This is a genomic window from Halomonas sp. C22 (genome assembly GCF_007655045.1).
Lineage (GTDB): Bacteria > Pseudomonadota > Gammaproteobacteria > Pseudomonadales > Halomonadaceae > Vreelandella > Vreelandella hamiltonii.
In genome coordinates this window covers 20,048-41,088 of the sequence record NZ_VBVC01000009.1, presented here as the reverse complement: position 1 = coordinate 41,088, position 21,041 = coordinate 20,048, and the positions used below count along the sequence as shown (strand labels likewise).

Sequence of the window (21,041 nt, the reverse complement as noted above, 5' to 3'; positions counted from 1 at the left end):
CACACAACGATCATCGATTGGCAAGGGTGTAGACGGTTTGTCCACGAAGCTTGAAAGCATCACTGATGTAAGAGAAGTTTTCCGAGTGTCCAGCAAAGAGCAGGCCATCAGGCTTCATCAGTGGTGCAAACCGCTTGAGTATTTTCGCTTGTGTATCTTTATCGAAATAAATCATGACATTACGACAAAAAATGGCATCAAAGGGGCCTTTGACAGGCCACTGTGGCGCCAGCAGGTTGAGCGGCATGAACTCTACCAGCGCAGACACTTCTGGCCGTACCCGCGCCAGCCCGATGTGGTTACCCGTGCCTTTCTGGAAAAATCGCTTCACGCGTGCTTCATCCAGCTTGCGTACCTGCTCCTGGGGATAAATACCGCGGCGCGCTTTGGCCAAGGCATCGGTGTCGATATCGGTGGCAATCACTTTGGCCTGTGACGCGCGGGCTCCCAGACTCTCCAGCAGCGTCATCGCAATCGAGTAGGGTTCTTCCCCCGTCGATGCTGCTGAGCACCAGATAGTGACCGGCTCCTGCTTGTGCTTGATATGCTCTGCCAGCAGCGGAAAGTGGTGCGACTCTCGGAAAAAAGCCGTGAGGTTGGTGGTCAGCGCATTGGTGAACGCCTCCCACTCCTTGGCATCGGGTTGCCGCTCCAGCCGCGAAAGGTAGTCGGTAAAACGCGTCATGCCATGGTGCCGCAGCCGCTTGGCCAAGCGGCTATACACCATTTCGCGTTTGTGCTCTGCCAGCACGATTCCAGCACGCTGATAAATCAGTTCACGGATGCGTGTGAAATCCGCATCGGTGAGCACCAGATCACGTTCAATCTGTCCGCTGGTTGCCCACTGTCCAGCGTCGACTCCCCGTTCGCGTTGGTCTGTCAAAATGCTTCCCACTCCTCTACAGAAGCCATTGGCCGTTTCTTGACCGGCACAGGCGGTGTGGCGCTGCGAGGTTGCGCAGTCACCTTCGGCAGCGCGGCTGCCTGCGGCTGCTCACGTTGCGGCGGCACCTGACGATGGCCTGACAAGCGAAAGGCCTCGACCGATAACGCAAGAAGCTCGGCCTGCTGCTCCAGGGCCAGCGCTGCCTGTGCCGTTTCCTGAACACGCAGAGCGTTCTGCTGTGTCGCTTGATCCATTTCGGCCACCGCCTGATTGACCTCGGCGATACCGCTGCTCTGTTCTTGGGAGGCTGCCGAAATGTCGTGCATGATTTGCGTGACGCTACGGGCAGCCTCAGCCACTTCGCTGATCGCGACTTCGGCCCTTTCAACCAGACCCGCCCCTTCGCCCACTTGCTGACTCGAGTCATCAATCAGGCTGCGAATTTCCTGAGCCGCATCGGAACTACGTCCCGCCAGCTTACGTACCTCTTCGGCCACGACGGCAAACCCACGCCCATGCTCTCCCGCTCGTGCGGCTTCGACTGACGCGTTGAGGGCCAGAATGTTGGTCTGGAAGGCAATGGAGTCAATGACGTTGATGATGTCGGTCATCTTCTGCGAACTTTGCGTGATTCGCTGCATGTTATCGACCAACTGCGTCATCAACTCACCCGTTTGTGACACCCTTGTTGCATTATTATCGGCCAGACGCCGTGCTTCTTGAGCGTTATCACTGTTTTGACGAACGGTAATGGTCATTTCCTCCATGCTGGACGCCGTCTGTTGCAGCGATGCCGCCTGCTGCTCCGTGCGTGATGAAAGCGCCTCGTTACCGCTGGCAATATCCTTGGCCGCTGGCGTGACGACATCGATGCCTGTCTTGACCTCGCCAATGATGCTGCTCAAGCTCTTGCGCATGGTGTCGAGGGCATCCATGAGCTGGCCTATTTCATCACGCCGTCTGGGCGGTACTCTGGCGGCAAGATTGCCGCCGGCAATCTGCAAGGTAAACCGCGAGGCTTGCTTCAGCGGTCGTGTAATGGAGCGCAGCGTCAGCAGGCTGATCACGATCAACAGCGCCAATCCGGTGGCTAGCACACCGACCTGAGCGCTCAGCATGACGGTTTGTCCCCGCTCGGCCTCGGAGGCCATCACTTCCGCGGTTGCCTGCTTTTGGGCAATCAGTTCATTGACCAGGGAAGAGAGCGCCCGGCCATCCTCGTTCATGACACGGATCACGGCGTCCAGGCCGGTAAATGCTTGGTAGGTCTCTTCCGCTTGGAGCACACCCACTGCCTGGCGCATGCCATTATCCAGAAAGGCCTGCAGCTGTTCATCGAACTGGCTGGCCAGTGGCGTGGCATTCACCTCACGGCTGTAATAGGCCTGCCACACATCCGCCACCTGGGCAGCACTGGCGGCCACGGTATCCCCCATGTCGAAACGCTGAGCGATGAGCTGCATACGCTCGGGTTCGATCATCGACTGGCGCGTCTGAGCGATGGTCTGATCGATCTGTTGCAGCCGAATGACGTCACGCAGGCCGTCGTTGTTCAGGCCCTCCAGGCGCTCACCCGCCACATTCAAACCGTATAGCCCCAATCCACCGCTGGCGACCAGCAGAAGAGCCGCAATGCACACCATTCCTATCAGCTTGGCGCGAATGGTATCCAGACGCATACGCCTGACTCTGGCAACGAGCCCACGCTGGCGAACACGCCCTTTATCCAGATACAGGCGCTTGTTGCGCCCTTCACGAATATCGCTGTAGTGCTGCTCCGCTTGCTGAATGGCTTCGCGCGTCGCCTGCACACGCACGGAGGTGTAACCCACCACCTGATCGTTTTCCACGATCGGCGTGACGCTGGCATCGACCCAATAATGGTCGCCACTCTTGCAGCGGTTCTTGACCAGCCCCCGCCAAGTATCGCCACGTTTCAGCGTACTCCACAGATTCTCGAAGGCGGCCGCGGGCATGTCGGGGTGGCGAATCAGGTTGTGAGGAGCACCTATCAACTCTTCATGGCGATAGCCACTGATCGCGATAAAAGCCGGATTGGCGTAGGTGATACACCCCTTGAGATCCGTACGAGAAACGAGAAAGTCATCTTGGTTCAGAGCGACTTCGCGCTGGGTAATGGGCTGGTTGTTACGCATCTTGCTGCCTTATTATTAATTTTATGCGCTTGGCGCTGGTTCAGGGCGTTATCGGTACTTAAAACGTTTCCCACTCTTCTTCTGACGCTTTTTTGGTCAGCGTTGGCGGCGGGGTAGCAGGCCGTTTCATCGGTGGGGAATGCGTAGCGGCGGAAGGGACGGCTACCGCCCCTCCTGCCACACGAAAGCGCTCCACCGCTTCACGCAGACGGGCTGCCTCGCTTTCCAATTCATTGGCACTGCGGGCGGCTTGCTGCACCAGCTGAGCATTTTGCTGAACGACTTGATCCATCTGGGCAACCGCCTGGTTCACTTGCCCGATGCCGTTGCTTTGCTCTTCGGAAGCCGCCGCAATGTCATCCATGATGTCACTGACCCGCTGTACGGCAGTGACCAGGTCTTGCATGGTCTGCCCAGCCTGGTTGACGCGCTGGGTACCCGCATCCACCTTGCCTAGGGACGTATCGATCAGCGTACGGATCTCTTTGGCTGCGTTGGCACTGCGGCTGGCCAGGCTACGCACCTCCTGAGCCACGACGGCAAACCCCTTGCCGTGTTCACCCGCACGGGCCGCCTCTACCGATGCATTCAACGCAAGAATATTGGTCTGGAAAGCAATGTTATCGATAACGGTAATGATATCCGCCACTTGGTGAGAGCTGGCACTGATATCCTGCATGGTCTCGACGATTTGCCCTACTTCTTCACCGCTGCGCCGAGCGGTCAGGGTCGCATCGCCCGCCAACTGGCTCGCCTGGCGAGCGTTATCGGCATTATGGCTGACGGTAGAGGCGAGCTGTTCCATGCTGGAGGCGGTCTCTTCGAGCGAAGAAGCCTGCTGTTCCGTGCGCGACGAGAGGTCGTTATTGCCGTTGGCAATGTGCTGGGAGCGTTCGAAGATCGTGGTTCCACTGCGCCGAACGATCCCCACCGTATCCGAAAGCGCAGCCTGCATGTGCGCCATGGCACTGTAGAGCTTGCCAATTTCACTTTTGCCGGGCGAGCTGATCTGCTGGTTCAGATCACCCTGAGCCATGCGTTCGAAATAACCCACCAACCGATCCAGCGGGCGCAACACGTTGACCGTGACGCCCCATACCACGATCACGACAGTGACGATGGTCATCAGCACGATAGCGATCAGCGCCCAACGGATGCGCTCGGCAAAAGCAGTGAATGCCTGCTGCTGGGCTTGGGCATCTGCCGTGGCCTGCACCAGCGTGGCGCCATGATGAAGCGCGTAAAGGCCGATACCACAGGCAATCACTACCAGGAGTGAAAAGGTGGCCAGCACCAGCCCCCAACTAAGACGCACCGTCATGTTACTCATCAGTTGACGCACTAGCTGTGTCACACGCATTACTCCAAACGCAACCGTACTGACTAGCGCTGTCCTTAGCACCAAGGCGGGTTAAGTGGATCAGACTGGGCACGTTCCTTGTGCCCATGGCAGGTATCAGTGATGACTCGTGCTGTCCACCAGCGCCATCTCTTCACTGGACAACAGCTTATCGATATCGACCAGCACCAACATACGGTCATCCAGGCTGCCCAGGCCGCTCAGGAAGTCGGAGGAGAGCGTGACACCGAACTCAGGTGCGGGTTTGATCTGATCAGGCACGAGCGTCATCACATCGGAAACACCGTCTACCACAATACCAACAATACGATCGGCAACATTGACCACGATCACGACTGTTTGACCACCGTACTCGACATTCTCGAGGTGGAACTTGATGCGCAGGTCCACGATCGGCACGATCACCCCACGCAGATTCGTGACACCCTTGATGAAATCAGGCGCATTCGCGATGCGGGTGACGTTTTCATAACCACGAATCTCCTGAACCTTCAGGATATCGATGGCGTACTCTTCATCCCCGAGGGAAAACACCAGGAATTCGCGGTTTTCTGCTTCGGCAGCGGCTAACACTGCTTCGTTGGATGAATGACTCATGACGGCTCAGCCTCTTTGTAATAAGAGAGATGGGGTTGATTAGCGGTTTTCCTTGCTTCTTTTTTCACCCGGCTCAAACGGTGCAAGCCGGTAATATCGAGAATCAGCGCAACGCTACCGTCCCCCAGGATGGTAGCGGCCGATACGCCCGGCACTTTGCGATAATTGTCTTCAAGATTCTTGACGACGACCTGCTGCTGACCGATCAGTTCGTCTACCAGCATGGCATAGCGACGCCCCTCCCCTTGCACGATGACCGCAATGCTTTGGGTGGGGTCGGTAATGGCATTTTCGACATCCAGTACTTCATGAATGGCGATGACCGGCAGATACTCGTCGCGCACCTTGAGTACCACGTCATCTCCCGCCATGGCGTACATATCCCCTTTAGCAGGCTGTAGCGACTCCAGCACGGTAGACAACGGCAGGATGAACGTCTCGTTGCCCACTTTGATGGACATGCCATCCAGGATGGCGAGCGTCAGCGGCAACACGATGCGGGTATTGGTACCCTCGCCTTTTTTCGACTGGATTTCGACACGCCCGCCCATCCCCTGGATGTTACGCTTCACCACGTCCATGCCAACCCCACGCCCAGAGACATCGGTTACTTCCTTGGCGGTGGAGAAGCCGGGGGCGAAGATGAGCTGAAACACCTCTTCATCGGACATCGTGTCGGACACGTTGAGGCCATTTTCACGCGCCTTGGCCAACAGCCGATCACGGTCCATGCCAGCCCCGTCATCGCGGACTTCGATCAGAATGTTGCCGCCCTGGTGGCGTGCCGAGAGCACCAACTTGCCCACACGCGGCTTGCCCAGGGACTCACGCACTTCCGGCATTTCCACGCCATGATCCAGGCTGTTGCGTACCAGGTGTGTCAGCGGGTCGGTGATGCGTTCTACCAGGCTCTTGTCCAGCTCGGTGGACTTGCCTTCGGTGATCAGCTCGATCTCTTTGCCCAGCTTGCTGGCCGTATCACGCACAACTCTTGGGAAGCGGCTGAATACGAACTCCATGGGAATCATGCGGATCGACATGACGGCTTCCTGGAGGTCACGGGCATTACGCTGCAGCAGGCTCATGCCATTTTGCAGGGAGCTGTTGCTGACCGATTGGCCTTCGAGGTCGCTCACCGTCTGATCGAGCATCGATTGAGTGATGATCAGCTCGCCCACGAGGTTGATGATCTGATCCACCTTGTCGACCGACACGCGGATCGACGAGGTTTCGGCAGCTGCCTTTTTGGGCGCCTGATCGGCAGGTTTCTTGGTCGCTGCCTTGGCAGCCGCTGGCTTGGCGGGCGCAGGCGCCTTGGTGACGGTAGCGCTGTCCTGCTGAGCGGGCTTGCCCACAGATGCTGGCGGTTCATCGGCAGCCGCAGGAGCACTGGCAGCCAATGCCGTGATGTCGATCTGATCCGACTCGATGATAAAGCACATCACGGCCTCGATGTCGTCGGCGCTGACGCCTCCCGACAGGATGACTTCGTAGCGCTTCTCATCACCCGACTGTGACTCGACATCGCCCAACTGCTCCAACTCTTCTACCAGCAGCAGACGATCTGTTTCGCTCACATTGAGCAGCGCCACCTTGAGTCGGTGCTCCCCTTCCTGATCGCTGTCTGGCTCACGGGTGGAAGACGCGCTGGCCGCTTTGACAGGCGCTTCTTCTACCTTGGGTGCGGCTGGCGCATCCAGAGACTTGCCAATCTCTTCCAAAGCGATCTGCTGGAGCGTCTCGCATATCCGCTCGTAGGCTTCCTGATTCGGCTCTTCCTCATTGCGGTAGGCATTGAGTTGCTCATGCATGATGTCTTTGGCCTCCAGGAAGGTATCGACGAGGTCAGCGCGCAGTGCTAGCTCTCCCTTGCGCGCATGATCCAGCAGGTTTTCGAAGATATGCGTGGTTTTTTGCAACACGCTGAAGCCAAAGGTCCCCGCCCCACCTTTGATGGAGTGGGCCGCGCGGAAAATAGCGTTTAGCTGTTCGCTATCCGGATTATCGACATCCAGTTCCAACAAGTGCTGCTCCATATCCGCCAGCAGCTCCTCGGCCTCTTCAAAGAAGGTGTCAAAAAAATCCGCTATGTCCATGCACCGCTCCACTTGAACGTCATCATTATGTGGCAAGCCAGGCTCATTGGTTGTCGCTGGCTTGCGGTATGTTTTGTGGCAAAAGGTCTTCTTCGGGCACGCTCTCTGCCGGCTCTGCTGGCTGCGGTGAGCTAGGCGTCAAAATTCCCGGATTCCGTATGGCTTCGGCGATTTCTGGCAGCAAAACCACGAGTTCGATACGTCGATTGATGGGATCCGTCGGCGTCGTGTCCGAGAGTAGTACACGGTCGGCGAAGCCCGATACCCGCAGTAGCTGATCAGGGTCAAGTCCGCCCGCCACCAGCTCACGACGCGATGCATTGGCTCGATCGTTGGAGAGTTCCCAGTTGCTGTAACCGCGATACCCACCTGCATACGGAACGCTGTCCGTATGACCGCTGATGCTCAGGTCATTCGGCAGGTCATTCAGCAACGGAGCCATGGTGCGCAGTAGGCTGCGCATGTAAGGCGCTACCTGATCGCTACCCAGCTCGAACATGGGCCGCTGCGCGGTATCCAGCAACTGGATACGTAGGCCTTCACGCGTCAGATCGAAGCGCATCTGGTTACGATACTCACGCAGATCGGGATCACGCTCGATGGCTCGCTCGATGCGCTCCTGCAAATCTTCGAAAAAGCGCCGCTCCTGAGCACTCGGCCGCGTGTGCTGCAAAACATCAATCCGTGCACGTTCGCCGTCGCTGTGCGTAGGGTCAGGGCCACCGCCAGGGATGACACGGGTACTGCCGGAACGATCGCCGCCTGTCATTGCCGTGACCAGCGGCGTGCTGAAATACTCGGCTACTCCTCTGCGGGTCTCCTCACTGGAAACGCTGAGAATCCACATGACGAGGAACAGCGCCATCAATGCCGTCATGAAATCTGCCAGCGCGATTTTCCATGCCCCCCCATGGTGGGCATGGACCACCTTTTTGCGCCGGATGACGATCGGGCGCTTATCCCCCCCCTTACTCATGCATTACCGCCCTTTTTGGCATCGCGTACGTACTCCTCCAGTTCAGCGAAGCTCGGGCGTTCTGTACTGTGCAGCGCCTTGCGTCCAAACTCGACCGCCAACTGCGGGGCATAGCCGTGCAAGCTGGCCAGCAGCGTCACGCGAATGCACTGAAGCATTTTTTCGGCTTCCTTGGCTTGGCGGTCGGCATAGCTGGCAATCGGGCTGATGAAGCCATAGCCCATCAAAATACCGAGGAAGGTGCCTACCAACGCCATGGCGATCATCTGCCCCATCTGTTCTGCCGTTGCGTCCGCATAGGTCAAGGCTTTGATAACCCCCATGACCGCCGCCACGATACCGAAGGCGGGCATGGCATCCCCCACTTTGGCAATCGCGTCGACGGGAATGTGAGCCTCTTGCTCGAAAACCTCTATTTCGTGGAGCATCAGCTCGTCGATTTCCATGGGCTCCATACCGCCGCTGACCATCAAGCGCAGGTAATCCGTCAGGAAGTCCATGATATGAGAGTCGGCCAGAACGTCGGGATGCTCTTGAAATAGCGGGCTCTCCTTGGGATTGTCTATATCGCGCTCGATCCCGAGCATGCCCTCTCGGCGAACCTTGGAAAGAATCTTGTACTGCAAGGCCATGAGATCCATGTACAGCGCCTTGTTGTACTTCTTGGTTCGCTTGAGCCGGGGCAGGATCTTGAACGTGGCCTTGATCGCCTTGCCATTGTTGGCAGCCAGGAAAGCCCCAACGCCAGCGCCACCGATGATCAGCAGCTCCAGGGGCTGATAGAGCGGCCCCAGGCTACCACCAGCCATCACATAGCCGCCAAAGACGCAGAACAAGACGACGACATAACCTAGGAGAATCAGCACAAGCAGTTTCCTTGCGATATGAGTGGTTTATCAACAGCGCCATACGCAATGCCTTATCGGCAGTGGCAAACGGCCCCATCTAAGGTGAAGCTTATATCTATCATACTCAGGTGACAGCACGGTTTAATGAGAAAGCATCAACGACTTTTGCCGCTATCTATGCGTTAAAGCGCAGTTTATTGCTTTAATGGTCTGCCGCCAGAGGTTTGACAATTTTATACGTTCAACGCGCGGGCTTACGCGTCTTGCCTGCCCGAGAGGGGGGCTGACAGATACCGCAGACATAATCATGAATCGGGCTATGGGCATGTGCCACGAAGTGGCCCTCACAGCGCGTACACGTGGTCAGCTGCAGCAGGTCGCTTTCAAAAAAGCGCACCAGGGTCCACGCTCTCGTCAGCCCCAGCACCGACTCTGCCCCCTCAAGCGAAACCTGCTCCTCGTACAGCCGATACGCTTTGACGAAAGCGTCGATACGCTCACACTCCGCCCCCTCGAGCAAGCCGAGATAAATGTTGTAAAACAGTGACGAATGCACGTTAGGCAGCCAAGTCACGAACCAGTCGGCCGAAAAAGGCAGCATACCTTTAGGCGGAGACATTCCGCGCACTTCTTTGTAGAGCTTGATCAGTCGGGTGCGACTCAACTCCGTTTCGGTCTCCAATACCTGCAGACGTGCACCCAACTCGATCAGCTCAATGGCCAATTGCACCTGATGCATTTCATCCACAAGGCTCTTTTGACTCACTTCGACTCTCCTGACGAAAGCGAGGAAAGAGGCTCACAGGCGGACAACAGCGACGCATGCAGCCCTGACAAGCCTTGATCTCGTGGATTGTCCAGAATCTGGCGCAGGCGCTGACCACTGGAGTGACTGAAACGACAGACCAGCTGGTTGCTACGCGCGAGCTTGGTGAGTTGCCAAGCATTCAGTGAGACCAACAGATCTGCCAGCTCACCGTCAATTTTGAGACGAAACATGGCAGCCTCCCGATCTTCGCTCAACAGACGCTGAGCGAGCAGAAGGTAAGCGAGGTTTATCTCTTGTATTTCATCAAGAAAGCTTGTTTGACTCATAGTGTCCCATCGAACGACCCAGGCGCGCCGTTGTGACCGTTATAGTGGCGCCATTGATGACTTTTTCTTTACCTAGCATCATGGTTGCATACAACGATTGCATTGGCTACTTGCGCCTTTCACGCTGATTCAGCTCACCGTCTGACAATTCAAATACCCATACCAATAGCTCCGCCACCACTTGATACAAGCTGGCGGGTATTTCAGCATCCAGCTCCAACTGCATGAGCAACGCGACGAGCTCGGGTGCATCATGGACATAGATGCCCTGGCGCTGGGCTTCGGCCATGATCCTGTCGGCCAGCTCACCGTACCCTTTTGCCACTACTCGCGGCGCCTGTTCACCCTCTTTATAGGCCAGCGCAACGGCCTGTCGCCGACGCTCACTGGACATCATCCACAGCCTCCTCGGATGGAATATAGCGGGCTTTTACCTGCACTTTAGCGAAATCGAGCGCACTCAAACGCTGCTCCAGGCGATCCAGCTCACTATCGAGCCGCTGGTAGGTATCAGGGTTATCAGCCGTCAGATCGATACTGAGCACCTGATGGTGCAGCCATAGCGCAATGCGGAAGGCGCCCAGTCCAGGCACATCGAGCTGCATTTCTGAACGCCACCCTGGCTGGGAATCTTCTGTCTGCGCTTTTTCATCCTGAGGGTCACGACCTGGCAGATTGATCACCAGCGCCATGAAAATGCCAGCCCATACGTCCCCTTCCCAACGTAGCGTAGGCGTGACCAACATTTCCAACTGTTGACGCACTACGCCCTGCAGACTGTCATGCACCACTTCTCTCACACCCCGAGTCGCCATGTCCTGTTCTGCCACCACCGCTGCAGGTTGTACGACAGGAACATCCCTACGCTCGGCCATGAAGGGAGCGAAGGGCTGATTGGGTGTCACGACAGCAGGCGCCGAGGGCGCTCCCGAGGACGAAGACGCAACGGGGAGAGGCAAAGGCCGCTCCAGCAAAGCATCGCCCCCTTTGACGGGTATCAGGGGAAGATTGGGCAAGATGGTCATGGCACTGCCCTGAGACGACGCACCCGTGGGTATCCCGGTAGCAGCCAGAGGCATCATGGCCGACATGGGCAGGGGCGCAGGGCGAGGCCCTGGCTGCATCTGTGGCTCACGCAGAAGCTGTTGACGAGACATGTCGCCCTGAAACCAGCGCTTGAGGTGAGATTCGTAAAATAGCCCGCTATCACGAATACTGCCCTCCAGACGGTTCGCCACCTGTGTCGTCGACAGCGGCTCCTGAGGTGACAACAGCGGGGCAGCCGGCCTGATGACGGCGGGAGGTGCCGGAAACCGTAGCAGCACGTCGGCAATGGTGCGCGCCGCAGGACTGAAATGCGTTTGGGTCGAACTTGGCGTGGCGTTGGGCGTGGCATTCCCGGCAGGAGGCTGTCGAAGCCCTTCTGCCGTGCCAGACAAACGCCGCAGGTCGCCCAGCAGCGGATTGAGAGGCCGCCCGTCGAGGCTGGCATCCCCCTGCAAGGCTCTTGGCCCCTCGCCCGGGGAAACTGGCTGGACTGGCGAGTTCAAGGCGCGAAGAGAAGAGGCCTCAGCCTGGCGGCCCAGCACCTGATGTAACAGCGTATCAATGAGTGGCGTGATGCCACTCACGAGGCCCCCTCATCCTTGGCGATATCCGCAGCAAAGGCACTTCCACCTTGCTGGGGAGCATAAGCGCGATGCAAGTCTCGCTGACGCTGGGTCACGCTGATCAATTTACCCAGCTCGTCTCGCCTGGCTACGAGACGACGCCTAATTTCCACGTCATGCTCCAGGATATGCTCGAGCAGTTCGGACTTGCGACGCTTGCCATCGTCATCCAGCAAGACCAGGCTGTCCAGTTCGCGCAACTTTTCCACCAACACCACATAGTTGCTGCGTTGCTCTATCAGCTCGGCCCACTGCTCTTTATCTGCAAGCTCATGCATATGATTCACGCTCACCAGCAGCCTTGCATAGGCATCGATGAGCGCTTGCTGGGAGTTACCCTGGGCTGCTGTTTCGGAAGCTGTCATGTTGCCTCACGCACTTTGCTGTTGACCAATTTCACGCCATGCAGAGGCAATGTCCTCAAGCAGACGATCCGCCTGATTGAGGCTCTCTTCATCGTTACGCAGATTGGCAGTCAGCAGCAAACGGGCAATGTAGTCATAGAGCGATGCCAATTGCTCGGCAATCTCGCCCCCTTTCTCCTGATCCAGCGCCGCAGCCAAACCGTTATTGACAATATCCAGCGCCTTGGAGATGGATTTGCCCTTCTCCACGGTATTGCCCGCCTGCATATGAATACGCGCCGCACGGATCGCCGCCTGCGCGCCATCGAACAGCATGACGATCAGTTGATGAGGGTCTGCCGACATGACGCCACTTTCAACGCCAACGCGGGCGTAAGCGCTTGCCCCTCGACCGTAGGCCGCACCGCTGCGAGTGTAAGTCATTAGTGGGCTCTCCTTGTAAAGGTAAAGGCAGTAGCCAAAAGGTGGCCATACACTGCTGGATAATTGAGATTCGGCATAATTGCTCGCTATCTGATATATCGGCGCCGCAACAGCGGACTTTAATGAGCGCAGGCTTTATTTGCCGTGCGATCGCTACGAATGATCCAGATCAAAAGAACTCAAGTAGAAACCGCCACTTCTCTCATCGGTTTACCAAGCCGCTCCAACACATCTCCGCGCACGACGCTCAGCAGGCTCTCACGCACAGGCGGTTCGGCCTGCTGGGTCAACACCACTTCAAAAGGCACCCCGTTGTCATCCAGGCGCACGATCCATCCCATCTGCTCACTGGCAAAGAACACGAGCGAGCCAATGGGCAACGTCCTGAAATGCTCGATATAGCGCTTGATCCATCGTGCATCGAACTGATGGGGATGGCTCAGCAAATGCCGATAGATCTGCTGAGCAGTGCGTGCTGGTCGATCCGGCCGATCCCGTCTCATGGCCTCCACCACGTCGACCACGGCGCTCGCCTTGGCCAGCTCGGTAATGTCCTCTCCCGTCAAGCCATCCGGGTAACCGCTACCATCGAGGCGCTCGTTGATTCCACCAATGACCGCCTCCGCCACCGTGGCCGACAACCACTGGCAAGTATTCAAGCGAGCCAGCAACAGCGACACATGCTCGCTCAACACGTGACGATGATTGGGCTCGAAATTGGGCGCCTTGAAAACCACCTGAGGGATCAGGGCTTTGCCGAGGTCATGGACCAGGCCACTGGCAACGATGGCCTTGCGCACGTCGCGGGGCATATTGCCACCCACCAGGTCGAGCAAGTGAATAGCCACAGCGATCCCATGCCGCACCAGCAAGGGCTCCATGGAGAGGCACCGAGATGCGAACAAGAGCGCCTCGCGATCCTCTTCATGAAGCTGCAGGATACGGTCGGCATTACGAGACAGCTGTCGCGAGTCGACATCGTGACCTTGCTGCAGCATCAGCAGCTGAGCGTCCAGATAGGCGGCCACCTTGACCAGACGCCTGGCGGTTGGGGTGGCATATCGGCGAATGTCCCGCCTGCCAACATGCTCGCTGTCAGGTGTGCGCTTGCCGGGCTGCTCGAACAGCGGCGAGGGCTGACGCTCATCCTGGGACTCTTTCTTGTAACGCGAGGCCTCACGCTCGATTTCACAGACGAAGTACCAGATCTGTCGCTCTTGCTCGGAGGTGCAGCCAGCAAAGCGGAACCCCACACGCAGCAGGTGGCGCTCTGCGTCTGTTTTTTGATGGCGAGCGACGGCATGCACTTCGAACTGAGTGCCATCCGGAAAGGCAAACACCAAACGCATGGGTTCCGAGGTCTCGGTCAGCACGCCACTCGCTGCCAACGGCAGCTCCAACTGACACCCTTCCTGGGAGAGGTCTCGCAACTCACCCTGCGCCCCTTCTTCGCCATCGCCGTAAACGGTCGCCGACACCACCATGCCCATACGCAGCTCAGCACGGTATGACTCACGGCGCTGGAGGACGTCTACCGACTCCGGGTAGTCGCTGCAGCATAAATAGCGCCCACCAGAGCGACGCGTTTCCGTCAGGACGAGCAGAGGCGTCCGTATCACCTTGCCCTGAGATTGCCCACGCAGAAAGAAGCGTTCGCCCTGCTCCAGGCGATACAGCAGATAGTCGACGGAAGACAAGTCCATCACGAGCGTCTCACCCTCGTGCTGCTCCATCAACACAATGGGCTCGGGACGCGCCTCAGGGGCATCAAGGCAAAGCGACACCCCAGCGCTCTCTATCATGGTATTCAGCAGAGAACTGATGGCGGATGGGTTCGAAATGCGTTCATACTCATCTTGCTGGACTGCCATGCGTGCCTCGCTTTCACAGCCGTGGTGGTCAGGTGAACCCACCCTTGAAATAAGGGAACTGAGCATAACAGAAGCCCCAATGGCTCCGCATGCCGATTGCTGCGTATCAGACTTTTCTTTTTGTCTATACTGGAAAAGATAAAGTTTGTGAAAATCTCGCCGATAACATTGTTGGAGGCTAGCCAACACCTGCATCGGCCTCTAAGTTTACGTTACCCAGCCTTAGACGGCTTTTAAAAGAGGAACGTTGTTTATGGGCCCACTGCCAATCGACCCGATGGTCTCTATTACCAACACTCCCGCACCCCAGGAGCGCGCTCAACGCACACCCCCTGAGGTTGCCTCGCCCTCTCAACCGGAGGAGCGCACGCCATCGGCGTTGAGCGCCACGCGAGATGCCCTTCTGGAACCGATACAACGCATCAATGAAGCGATGAGACCACGCGGACTCGAGTTCGATATCAGCGAGGAGTCTTCGCGCATCATCACCCGCGTCATTGACAGTGAAACCGGCGATGTCATCCGTCAGATTCCTGCCGAGGAAATCATCGTGATGGCCGAACGACTGGAGGAACTTCAAGGGAACTTGATTTCTTTGAATGCATGAGACTGACAGGCTCCATTCGCTGGCCAGCCACTTGAGCGGGATGGTCGAGATCCGCGGCATCGAGGCGACGGCCCTGCCTCCACATTTAGCTTCTGCCCAGAGGCCCAGCCTAGTGCCGCGACGCCAGAGCGTCGCGTTCTGCCAGAGCAACCACGTCCTCACACCTGCATGTTCATGACGTCGCGGTAGGCCGTCACCAGGCGATTGCGCACCTGCAGCCCCATCTGAAATGCCACGCTGGCTTTTTGCATGTCCACCATCACATCGTTGAGCTCAATGTTCGGCTCTCCTGCCTGGAAGGCCATGGCTTTGGCATTGGCAGACTGCTGCAAACGATTGATTCTTTGAATAGATGCCTGCAGCTCACTGCCAAATCCCGCCTGCCCTACGACGGTCGAGATCTGCTCGCCACGTACTGGCTGGGCAGCTTGCGCGGCCAGACTATGCATTTGCTGTAACGCAGAGTGTATGGAGGGCGAACTCATACCAACTCCTCATATCGCAGAGGTTAAAGTGTTAGCAGGAGCCTACCATCGACACAGCCCCCCTCATACGAACAAATGCGCGTGAAAAGCCAAGCTTTTCGTTCATTTATGGTGGACGCACCTCATCATAATGGCGTTCATCACAATTCCGCCCTTATTGCTTGGCGGATCACCGCGATTGACGGAAATAGCCTATGCCTTCTTTGGTGATGCGCCTGGGCCGACACCCGTTTTGCCAACCCTGTTGGAGGGATGCATGAGCGAAACCGGTGCTACGGCAGGCCGTCAAAACAGCACGACAGCAAGCGCTTCGCAAAGCGGAGTGGCGGCGAGCGAATCAGCCTCCCCCTCAACCTTCGAGCGCACCATGAAGCAACTGCGCGGCAATCCGCTCGTGGTTGTCCTGGTGGCTGCAGCGGCCTCCATTGCAGTGGTGGCAGCACTTTTCATGTGGGCCAGCAGCCCAGAGTATCGCGTGCTTTACAGCAACCTGAACGAGGCAGACGGTGGACGGATCATTGCCGAGTTGGACAGCCGTGGCGTTCCCTATCAGTTCAGCCAGGGGGGCCAAGCCTTGCTTGTCCCCAGCGCACAGGTCCACCCTCTCAGGCTCCAGCTAGCCGAGCAAGGGCTTCCCAGAGGCGGCAATCTAGGGCTTGAGCTGATGGACAATCAGGCCTTCGGCATTAGCCAGTTTGCGGAGCAGGTCAACTTTCAGCGCGGCCTGGAAGGCGAACTGTCACGCTCGATTGAATCCCTGGGCCCCGTCGAGCGTGTCCGCGTTCATATTTCGATGGCAAAGCCATCCGTTTTCGTTCGTGACCGTGAACCCGCCAAGGCCTCCGTCGTATTGACGCTGCTGCCTGGACGGGTCCTGGGCGAAGGCCAAGTCAGCGCCATCGTCCATATGGTGTCCAGTAGCGTTCCGGAGCTTTCCACCGAGAACGTGACCGTGGTGGATCAAAACGGTCGTCTGTTGACCGCCAACTCCCAACAAGGCAATGATCTGGACGGCACTCAACTTGCCTACATCACCGAAGTCGAGCGGTCATACCAGCAGCGTATCGAGAACATCCTGCTGCCTATCGTGGGACGCGACAACGTTCGCGCCCAGGTCGCCGCGCAAATCGATTTTTCTCGTCGCGAAGAGACGTCGGAGCGCTATCGCCCCAACCAGACGCCCAACGAATCTGCCGTTCGTAGCCGCCAGCTGAGCCTGTCCTACGATGGCGACGACCCCTTGGCATCAGGCATTCCCGGCGCGCTGAGCAATACGCCACCAGGCGTCGCTCCCTCTCCGATCAACCAGCCCGATGACAACGCCGAGGATACGACAACTGAACCTGGCGCCTTACGCAACTTGCGCCAAGAAGACGTCGTCAATTACGAAGTCGATCGCAGCATCGAGCACATTCAGCATCGCCTGGGGCAGATCGAGCGCCTGACAGCGGCCGTGGTCGTGAACTTCCGTACGGTCATCAATGAAGAGGGAGAAGCCGAACAAGTCGCCCTCAGCGAAGAAGAAGTGGCACAGCTAGAGCGCCTCGTGCAGCAAGCCATGGGGTTCTCTGACCTGCGCGGCGATCAGGTGGAAATTGTCAACACGCCGTTTGCCAGCGATGACGATGGCCGCCTGGAGCCAGTCTGGTGGCAGCAGCCTGACACGCTTGCCATGGCGGCAAACTTTGGCCGCTACCTCTTGGTAGCATTGGTTGCCCTTCTGCTCTACTGGCTGATTTTGCGCCCGTTGATCAAGCGCTATACGCAAACGCCCGTAGTGGCAGCTGCCATGCCTGGAGGCATCTTGAACACCAGCATCGGCAGTGAAGATGACGATGAAGAGCGCGAGGGAGACACCGATGAGGATGATACCTACAGCGGCAAACCCAAGCGTCGTCGCAGAACATCACTTTACGAACACAACCTCAACGACCTGCGGGAAATGGCCCAAGAAGACCCACGCATGGTCGCCATGATTATCCGCAGCTGGATGAACGCCAATGACTAGCACGTTTGCCGAAATGACCGGCGCGCGCAAAAGCGCCATTCTGCTGCTGGCCCTGGATGAGGACAGTGCCGCCGAGGTATTCAAATTCCTCAGCGCCAGCGAAGTGCAGGAAATCAGCACCGAGATGGCGCGGCTGCATCAGGTCTCCCATGAAGACATGAAGGCCGTGCTGGAGGCGTTCCACCGAGAAACCGAAGAGTTCGTCGCGCTGAACCTGAACTCCAGCGAGCATATCCGCTCCGTCTTGACCAAGGCACTGGGCAGTGAACGCGCCACCAGCCTGATCGAGGATATTCTTGAGTCGACTGGGGCAAACTCTGGTATCGATTCGCTCAACCTCATGGAAGCCTCCATGGTGTCCGAGCTGATTCGTGACGAGCACCCGCAGATCATCGCGACGATTCTGGTGCACCTGGATCGCCATCAGGCGGCCGACATCCTCGAGCTGTTCGAAGAGAAACTGCGTAATGATGTGGTACTGCGGATCGCGACGTTCAGCGGTGTGCAGCCTGCCGCGCTGCAAGAGCTGACCGAAGTGCTCACCAGCATGCTGGACGGCCAGAATCTCAAGCGCAGCAAGATGGGCGGCGTGAGGACCGCTGCCGAGATCCTCAACCTGATGAACTCGGCCCAGGAAGAAGTTGCCATCGAGACGGTGCGCTCTCACAGCGAGGACCTGGCTCAGAAGATCATCGACGAAATGTTCCTGTTCGAAAATCTGCTCGACCTGGACAATCGTGCGATTCAGATGGTGCTTCAGGAAGTGGAAACCAACTCGCTGGTGGTGGCACTCAAAGGCGCCCAGGACGCACTGGTGGACAAGTTCCTGCGCAACATGTCGCAGCGTGCTGCCGATCTGGTGCGCGAAGATATGGAGGCCCGTGGGCCCATCCGTGTTTCCCAGGTGGAAACCGAGCAAAAAGCCATCCTGCAGATCGTGCGGCGCTTGGCAGACTCAGGTGAAATTGTACTAGCGGGTGGAGATGATGAGTATGTCTGATACTCACTCACCTGAATTCGACCGCCACGGCCAGTGGCGACGCTGGCAGATGGAGGAGTTACTCACTTCACCAACCGCTGATGCCGATAGCCTGCAAGGGCCGAGCGCTCACCAGCGCAAAGTCGAGGCTGCTCAGCGAGCCGCTGCGGAAGCACGCGTACGAGAAGAACGCGAGCGTCAAAAAATCTATGACCAGATTCGCGAAGCGGCCGAAGAAGAGGGTTATCAGGCTGGCCTGGCACGTGGTCATGAAGAGGGCCTGACCAAAGGACTGGAGGAAGGCCGCGCGCAGGCGGAAAAGGAGCTGGATGTACAGCTTCAGAAAACGCTGGCGCCACTGGCATCCTTGGCCAAGCAGTTTTCCGAGGCGCTTGAACGGCTGGACGACACCATCGCTCACGACCTTGCCGACCTGGCGCTGGCGACCGGCAAGCAGCTGGCCGCCGATGCTCTCGATGAACACCCAGAGCACATTCTTCAGGTCGTGCGCGAGCTTCTGCATACCGAGCCCCCTTTGGTGGGCAAGCAACGTCTGTGGCTGAATCCCACGGATCACACTCTCGTTGAAACGCACCTGGGTAGCGAACTTGAAGCTGCCCAGTGGGTGCTGCAGCCTGACGATCAGCTCGCCCGTGGCGGCTGCCGTGTCACCAGTGCGCAAGGGGAGCTGGACGCCACCTTTGAAAGTCGCTGGCAAAGCGTTCAAGCGCAGCTACGCAAGCGCCACAGCGCGCCACCGTCAGGTTGATACGATGAACACGCTCTCCTGCCCGCATCAGCACCGCTGGCGCAAAGCCCTTCAACGCACCACTCAGCGCGTCAGCCGCTTGCCTCGCTACCGCACCAGCGGCAGAGTCGTCAGGGCCACGGGCATGGTCATCGAAGTCGTTGGGCTACGTGTCGCCGTGGGCAGCGCCTGTCATATCGAATTGCCCGGTGTCGATGGACGCTTGAACGACAGCGATAAATTTGCCGAAGCAGAAGTCGTCGGCTTTTCAGGCGACAAGCTCTTTCTGATGCCGCTTGAAGAAGTTTCCGGCTTGATGCCTGGCGCGCGCGTCACCCCACTGGTCGATGGCAACGGCCATAGCGCGCGACGCTTTCCGATGGGAGAAGAGCTGCTTGGGCGGGTGCTCGATGGCAATGGCAATCCCCTCGATGACCGAGAGAATATCGAAGAAGCTCCACGCACGACGCTCAGCTCCAGGCCTTTGAACCCACTTTCAAGAGCCCCCATTGAAGCACAAATCGACGTAGGCATTCGCGCCATCAACGCGCTATTGAGTGTCGGCAGGGGGCAGCGCATGGGGCTATTTGCGGGCTCGGGGGTGGGCAAATCCGTCTTGCTGGGCATGATGGCACGCTATACCGAGGCCGATGTGATCGTGGTCGGTCTGATTGGCGAACGTGGGCGCGAAGTACAGGACTTCATTGACAACATATTGGGCCCCGAGGGCCGTCGGCGTGCGGTCGTCGTCGCTGCGCCTGCGGATACCTCCCCGCTGCAACGCCTGCAAGGCGCTGCCTACGCCACCCGCATCGCCGAAAGCTTCCGCGATGCGGGCCGCAATGTGCTGTTGATCATGGATTCGCTCACCCGCTACGCCATGGCCCAACGCGAAATCGCGCTGGCCATTGGTGAACCTCCTGCCACCAAGGGGTATCCGCCGTCCGTATTTGCCAAGCTCCCGGGACTGGTTGAGCGCGCAGGCAATGCAGAGCGCGGAGGCGGCTCCATTACTGCTTTCTACACCGTACTGACGGAAGGCGACGACCAGCAGGATCCCATTGCCGATTCTGCCCGCGCCATTCTGGATGGCCATATCGTTTTGTCGCGCACCTTGGCAGAAGCAGGCCATTATCCCGCTATCGATATCGAAGCATCCATCAGCCGCGCCATGACAGCGATCGTCACGCCCGAGCAACAGCAGGAAGCGCGCACCTTCAAGCAAATTTTCTCACGCTATCAACGCAATCGCGACTTGATCAGCGTAGGCGCCTACAGCCCAGGGCATGACCCCAGGCTGGACGAAGCGGTCAACCGCTTCCCAAGCCTGGAACGTTTTTTACAACAGAACATTGATGAGTGCGCAACGCTTTCAGAGTCGCGTCAAGCGCTGCACACGGTGGTGGGAGGCTAAATGAGTAACCATCAGATCGACATGCTGACCGGCCTGGCTCGCGATGCCCGCGATCAGGCAGGCAAGCTGCTGGCCCAAGAGCGCCAGACGGAACAGCAAACGGAGGCGCAGCTGGCGTCACTGAGCCGTTATCGTGTGGAGTATGCCGAGCGTCTGCAGCAGGCGATGAGAGAGGGCATCGACCCGGCCACCATGTACAATTACCAACAGTTTCTAGCCTCTCTTGACGCGGCACTGAGTCGAGCACGTCAAGCCCTGGCAGCACAACAGAAACGGGTACAGCAAAGTCAGCAACACTGGCAGCAAGAGCAGCGTCGGCTCTCTTCTTACGATACACTGGCTTCACGCCGCTTGCTGGAAGAGCATCGCCGTCAGGCCAGGCACGAACAAAAAGCCAACGATGAGTTGGTCACCAACCGAATGGCTCGCCAGAGCCCTGATAAGCTACTTTGATGCT

General features: G+C 57.9%; 21 protein-coding genes. 6 read left to right on the top strand and 15 right to left on the bottom strand.

What is annotated here, in order from left to right:
- Window positions 1-10: 10 nt before the first annotated feature.
- From FEU76_RS15240 to FEU76_RS15175, 14 genes are all read right to left on the bottom strand, one after another.
- Complete coding sequence (locus FEU76_RS15240) at window positions 11-883, bottom strand: CheR family methyltransferase (RefSeq protein WP_144984113.1); 873 nt, start codon at window positions 881-883, stop codon at window positions 11-13.
- Window positions 880-3,042 carry a PAS domain-containing methyl-accepting chemotaxis protein gene (locus FEU76_RS15235; protein WP_144984110.1) on the bottom strand — a complete coding sequence of 721 codons (2,163 nt, stop codon included), beginning with the start codon at window positions 3,040-3,042 and terminating at the stop codon, window positions 880-882. The genes FEU76_RS15240 and FEU76_RS15235 overlap by 4 nt, the downstream gene beginning before the upstream one ends.
- Before the next feature lie 58 nt (window positions 3,043-3,100).
- Complete coding sequence (locus FEU76_RS15230; protein ID WP_260851412.1) at window positions 3,101-4,372, bottom strand: methyl-accepting chemotaxis protein; 1,272 nt, start codon at window positions 4,370-4,372, stop codon at window positions 3,101-3,103.
- A 126-nt stretch (window positions 4,373-4,498) separates the two neighbouring features.
- Entirely contained in the window at window positions 4,499-4,999 is a 501-nt protein-coding gene (gene cheW, locus FEU76_RS15225; RefSeq protein ID WP_144984104.1) for a chemotaxis protein CheW, read from the bottom strand.
- Window positions 4,996-7,095 (bottom strand): chemotaxis protein CheA, encoded by a 2,100-nt coding sequence (gene cheA / locus FEU76_RS15220; RefSeq protein WP_144984101.1) that lies wholly within the window; start codon window positions 7,093-7,095, stop codon window positions 4,996-4,998. Before cheA ends, cheW begins: the two co-directional genes overlap by 4 nt.
- Before the next feature lie 43 nt (window positions 7,096-7,138).
- Window positions 7,139-8,071 (bottom strand): flagellar motor protein MotB, encoded by a 933-nt coding sequence (gene motB, locus FEU76_RS15215; RefSeq protein ID WP_144984098.1) that lies wholly within the window; start codon window positions 8,069-8,071, stop codon window positions 7,139-7,141.
- Window positions 8,068-8,937 carry a flagellar motor stator protein MotA gene (gene motA, locus FEU76_RS15210; RefSeq protein WP_144984095.1) on the bottom strand — a complete coding sequence of 290 codons (870 nt, stop codon included), beginning with the start codon at window positions 8,935-8,937 and terminating at the stop codon, window positions 8,068-8,070. The genes motB and motA overlap by 4 nt, the downstream gene beginning before the upstream one ends.
- 223 nt (window positions 8,938-9,160) lie before the next feature.
- Window positions 9,161-9,685: a flagellar transcriptional regulator FlhC gene (gene flhC / locus FEU76_RS15205; RefSeq protein WP_039180820.1), complete on the bottom strand. Its 525-nt coding sequence runs from the start codon at window positions 9,683-9,685 to the stop codon at window positions 9,161-9,163.
- A complete protein-coding gene (flhD, locus tag FEU76_RS15200; protein WP_039180823.1) occupies window positions 9,682-10,014 on the bottom strand; it encodes a flagellar transcriptional regulator FlhD in 333 nt (110 codons plus the stop codon). The genes flhC and flhD overlap by 4 nt, the downstream gene beginning before the upstream one ends.
- A gap of 106 nt (window positions 10,015-10,120) precedes the next feature.
- On the bottom strand, window positions 10,121-10,411 hold the full coding sequence (locus tag FEU76_RS15195; protein WP_144984092.1) for an EscU/YscU/HrcU family type III secretion system export apparatus switch protein: 291 nt from the start codon (window positions 10,409-10,411) through the stop codon (window positions 10,121-10,123).
- Window positions 10,398-11,645, bottom strand: a complete 1,248-nt coding sequence (fliK, locus tag FEU76_RS15190) for a flagellar hook-length control protein FliK (RefSeq protein WP_144984089.1) — start codon at window positions 11,643-11,645, stop codon at window positions 10,398-10,400. The genes FEU76_RS15195 and fliK overlap by 14 nt, the downstream gene beginning before the upstream one ends.
- On the bottom strand, window positions 11,642-12,049 hold the full coding sequence (gene fliT, locus FEU76_RS15185) for a flagellar protein FliT (RefSeq protein WP_052196442.1): 408 nt from the start codon (window positions 12,047-12,049) through the stop codon (window positions 11,642-11,644). Before fliT ends, fliK begins: the two co-directional genes overlap by 4 nt.
- A 6-nt stretch (window positions 12,050-12,055) precedes the next feature.
- On the bottom strand, window positions 12,056-12,472 hold the full coding sequence (gene fliS, locus FEU76_RS15180; protein WP_144984086.1) for a flagellar export chaperone FliS: 417 nt from the start codon (window positions 12,470-12,472) through the stop codon (window positions 12,056-12,058).
- Between the two features lie 179 nt (window positions 12,473-12,651).
- Entirely contained in the window at window positions 12,652-14,343 is a 1,692-nt protein-coding gene (locus FEU76_RS15175) for an HD domain-containing phosphohydrolase (protein ID WP_144984083.1), read from the bottom strand.
- 253 nt (window positions 14,344-14,596) lie between these two features.
- Here FEU76_RS15175 and FEU76_RS15170 point away from each other — a divergent pair, with 253 nt between their 5' ends.
- Window positions 14,597-14,950, top strand: coding sequence for a flagellar protein FlaG (locus FEU76_RS15170; RefSeq protein WP_144984080.1), 354 nt, complete (start codon window positions 14,597-14,599; stop codon window positions 14,948-14,950).
- A 158-nt stretch (window positions 14,951-15,108) separates the two neighbouring features.
- On the opposite strand, the gene fliE is transcribed toward FEU76_RS15170, so the two are convergent.
- Window positions 15,109-15,435 carry a flagellar hook-basal body complex protein FliE gene (fliE, locus tag FEU76_RS15165; protein ID WP_144984077.1) on the bottom strand — a complete coding sequence of 109 codons (327 nt, stop codon included), beginning with the start codon at window positions 15,433-15,435 and terminating at the stop codon, window positions 15,109-15,111.
- Between the two features lie 256 nt (window positions 15,436-15,691).
- On the opposite strand from fliE, the gene fliF reads away from it, so the two are divergent.
- Genes fliF through fliJ form a run of 5 tightly spaced genes read left to right on the top strand, consistent with a single transcriptional unit; the run spans window position 15,692 to window position 21,037 of the window.
- Entirely contained in the window at window positions 15,692-17,443 is a 1,752-nt protein-coding gene (gene fliF / locus FEU76_RS15160; protein ID WP_144984074.1) for a flagellar basal-body MS-ring/collar protein FliF, read from the top strand.
- On the top strand, window positions 17,436-18,443 hold the full coding sequence (fliG, locus tag FEU76_RS15155) for a flagellar motor switch protein FliG (protein WP_144984071.1): 1,008 nt from the start codon (window positions 17,436-17,438) through the stop codon (window positions 18,441-18,443). Before fliF ends, fliG begins: the two co-directional genes overlap by 8 nt.
- Window positions 18,436-19,191, top strand: coding sequence for a flagellar assembly protein FliH (locus FEU76_RS15150; RefSeq protein WP_144984068.1), 756 nt, complete (start codon window positions 18,436-18,438; stop codon window positions 19,189-19,191). Before fliG ends, FEU76_RS15150 begins: the two co-directional genes overlap by 8 nt.
- Before the next feature lie 4 nt (window positions 19,192-19,195).
- Window positions 19,196-20,584: a flagellar protein export ATPase FliI gene (gene fliI, locus FEU76_RS15145; protein ID WP_144984065.1), complete on the top strand. Its 1,389-nt coding sequence runs from the start codon at window positions 19,196-19,198 to the stop codon at window positions 20,582-20,584.
- A complete protein-coding gene (gene fliJ / locus FEU76_RS15140) occupies window positions 20,585-21,037 on the top strand; it encodes a flagellar export protein FliJ (protein WP_096921684.1) in 453 nt (150 codons plus the stop codon).
- Window positions 21,038-21,041: the final 4 nt, after the last annotated feature.

What these genes read in the sequence shown, in the direction of transcription:
- FEU76_RS15235 (WP_144984110.1), bottom strand. Translation starts at nt 3,042, where the DNA reads ATGCGTAACAACCAGCCCATTACCCAGCGCGAAGTCGCTCTGAACCAA.
- FEU76_RS15230 (WP_260851412.1), bottom strand. Translation starts at nt 4,372, where the DNA reads ATGAGTAACATGACGGTGCGTCTTAGTTGGGGGCTGGTGCTGGCCACC.
- cheW (WP_144984104.1), bottom strand. Translation starts at nt 4,999, where the DNA reads ATGAGTCATTCATCCAACGAAGCAGTGTTAGCCGCTGCCGAAGCAGAA.
- cheA (WP_144984101.1), bottom strand. Translation starts at nt 7,095, where the DNA reads ATGGACATAGCGGATTTTTTTGACACCTTCTTTGAAGAGGCCGAGGAG.
- motB (WP_144984098.1), bottom strand. Translation starts at nt 8,071, where the DNA reads ATGAGTAAGGGGGGGGATAAGCGCCCGATCGTCATCCGGCGCAAAAAG.
- flhD (WP_039180823.1), bottom strand. Translation starts at nt 10,014, where the DNA reads ATGAGTCAAACAAGCTTTCTTGATGAAATACAAGAGATAAACCTCGCT.
- FEU76_RS15195 (WP_144984092.1), bottom strand. Translation starts at nt 10,411, where the DNA reads ATGATGTCCAGTGAGCGTCGGCGACAGGCCGTTGCGCTGGCCTATAAA.
- fliT (WP_052196442.1), bottom strand. Translation starts at nt 12,049, where the DNA reads ATGACAGCTTCCGAAACAGCAGCCCAGGGTAACTCCCAGCAAGCGCTC.
- fliS (WP_144984086.1), bottom strand. Translation starts at nt 12,472, where the DNA reads ATGACTTACACTCGCAGCGGTGCGGCCTACGGTCGAGGGGCAAGCGCT.
- FEU76_RS15175 (WP_144984083.1), bottom strand. Translation starts at nt 14,343, where the DNA reads ATGGCAGTCCAGCAAGATGAGTATGAACGCATTTCGAACCCATCCGCC.
- FEU76_RS15170 (WP_144984080.1), top strand. Translation starts at nt 14,597, where the DNA reads ATGGGCCCACTGCCAATCGACCCGATGGTCTCTATTACCAACACTCCC.
- fliE (WP_144984077.1), bottom strand. Translation starts at nt 15,435, where the DNA reads ATGAGTTCGCCCTCCATACACTCTGCGTTACAGCAAATGCATAGTCTG.
- fliF (WP_144984074.1), top strand. Translation starts at nt 15,692, where the DNA reads ATGAGCGAAACCGGTGCTACGGCAGGCCGTCAAAACAGCACGACAGCA.
- fliG (WP_144984071.1), top strand. Translation starts at nt 17,436, where the DNA reads ATGACTAGCACGTTTGCCGAAATGACCGGCGCGCGCAAAAGCGCCATT.
- FEU76_RS15150 (WP_144984068.1), top strand. Translation starts at nt 18,436, where the DNA reads ATGTCTGATACTCACTCACCTGAATTCGACCGCCACGGCCAGTGGCGA.
- fliI (WP_144984065.1), top strand. Translation starts at nt 19,196, where the DNA reads ATGAACACGCTCTCCTGCCCGCATCAGCACCGCTGGCGCAAAGCCCTT.
- fliJ (WP_096921684.1), top strand. Translation starts at nt 20,585, where the DNA reads ATGAGTAACCATCAGATCGACATGCTGACCGGCCTGGCTCGCGATGCC.